3 protein-coding genes are annotated in these 1,686 nt (G+C 74.7%); 1 reads left to right on the top strand and 2 read right to left on the bottom strand.

The features are described from left to right. Window positions 1-707, bottom strand: a 707-nt coding sequence (locus PKY62_RS12730) for a SigE family RNA polymerase sigma factor (protein ID WP_324537528.1), incomplete at its 3' end; no start/stop codon positions are given. Window positions 708-796: 89 nt separating this feature from the next. Between PKY62_RS12730 and PKY62_RS12725 the strand changes: the two genes are divergently transcribed. After that, window positions 797-1,357 (top strand): histidine phosphatase family protein, encoded by a 561-nt coding sequence (locus tag PKY62_RS12725; RefSeq protein ID WP_324537526.1) that lies wholly within the window; start codon window positions 797-799, stop codon window positions 1,355-1,357. On the opposite strand, the gene PKY62_RS12720 is transcribed toward PKY62_RS12725, so the two are convergent. Continuing rightward, a partial coding sequence (locus PKY62_RS12720) for a hypothetical protein (protein WP_324537524.1) occupies window positions 1,328-1,686 on the bottom strand: 359 nt, incomplete at its 5' end. The genes PKY62_RS12725 and PKY62_RS12720 overlap by 30 nt on opposite strands.

The raw sequence follows: 1,686 nt of genomic DNA, 5'->3' as shown, positions 1-1,686 counted from the left end.
GTCGTGCTCGTGGTCGTGCTCGTGGCGGTCCCGGTGGGTCCGGCGGACGACGGCGGGACCGCGGCGCCACCCGCGTCCTGGCCGAGCGCCTCACGCAGCCGGGCCAGGCTGCGCGACGCCGTCGACTTGACCGTCCCGACGGAGATCCCGAGGTCGGCGGCCACCTCGCGCTCGCTGAGGCCCTCGAAGTGGCGCAGCACGACGATCCGCCGTTGACGGGGGCTCAGCACAGCCAGGGCACGCACCAGCTGGTCGCGCTCCGCGTGCCGGTTGGCACCGGACGCCTCCCCGGACTCGGGCACGTCGGCCGGGTCGGTGAGCACCTCACGCCGCCGACGCCGCCAGGTCTCGATCCGCTGGTTGGCGAGCGTGCGCCGCGCGTAGGCCAGGGGGTCCCGCTCGCGCGCCCGCCCCCAGGCGAGGTAGGTGCGGACCAGCGTCTGCTGCACCAGCTCGTCGGCCTGGTGGACGTCGCCGCACAGCAGCCACGCGGTGCGGGCCAGGGGCGCCGTCGCTGCCGCCATGAACGCGGCGAACTCGGCGTCGCGGTCCCCGCCGGTCACGATCACGCTGACGCCCGGGTCGTCTCCGTCGTCGGCCGCAGCGGCCACGGCCACGGCGGCGGCGGCATCGGTGACGTCGACGGGCTCAGCCTGGCCGGTGGGCCCGGGCGGACCCACGGTGCGTGCTGCGATCGACGGGCTCATGTCAGGTACACGCTCACGGGCACCGAGAGGTTGCGTCAAGCGAAGGTCCAGGTCGCGCGTCGCGTCCCCTGACCTGCGAGGGTGGGCCCATGACGATCCTCTACCTCGTCCGGCACGGCGAGACCGAGTGGAGCAGGTCCGGCCGGCACACCTCGATCACCGACCTCGACCTCACGGAGCGTGGTGTCGAGCAGGCGACGTCCCTGCGGACCCGGCTCGACCCGGCGGACTTCGGCCTCGTCCTGGCCAGCCCCCGGCTGCGAGCGCGACGCACCGCCGCGCTCGCCGGCTTCGAGGACGTCGAGGTCGAGGAGGATCTCGCCGAGTGGTACTACGGCGACCTCGAGGGCCTGACGAGCGACCAGATCCGCGACGCGCACCCCGGCTGGCGCATCTGGTTCAACGGGTGCCCGCGGGGAGAGTCCGCCCACGACGTCCGCGCCCGGCTGACCCGCGTGGTGACGAGGGTGCGCGCCTCCGGTGTCGACCAGGCCATCTGCTTCGCGCACGGCCACTCCCTGCGCGTGCTGGCGCTGTGCTGGCTCGACTTCCCGCTCATCTTCGGCCAGGGCTTCCCCCTCGAGGTCGCGAGCGTGTCGATCCTGGGCCACGAGAAGGAGTCAGCGGCCATCCTCCGCTGGAACGCCTGACCGCCGGTCGACGGTGTCGTCCGCCCGGCCCGACGCTGCGGCGACCTCGCACCCGGCGTGCGGCCCTGCGCGCGCGTGGTCCGTCGCGGCCGAGCCTTCCACCAGATGGGGCGCTGCGCCCGCTCGCCGCACGGTCTTGGCATGATGGCTCTCGGTCAGCACGGACCGACCGGCGACGATCGCCGCGGCCGGGCGGCCGACGATCGGAGGCAGCTCGTGGCCGGCATGCGCTTCAACGACGGATGGGCCGTTCGCGCCCCGCTCGGCCCGTTCGCCGCCGCCAACGGCGAGGGCGCCGAGCTCACGCCGGTCCGGCTGCCGCACGACGC

This window comes from Actinotalea sp. (genome assembly GCF_035443605.1).
Classification (GTDB): Bacteria; Actinomycetota; Actinomycetes; order Actinomycetales; family Cellulomonadaceae; genus Actinotalea.
Note: the sequence above shows the minus strand (reverse complement) of the source record. Positions and strands in the feature narration are given on the sequence as shown.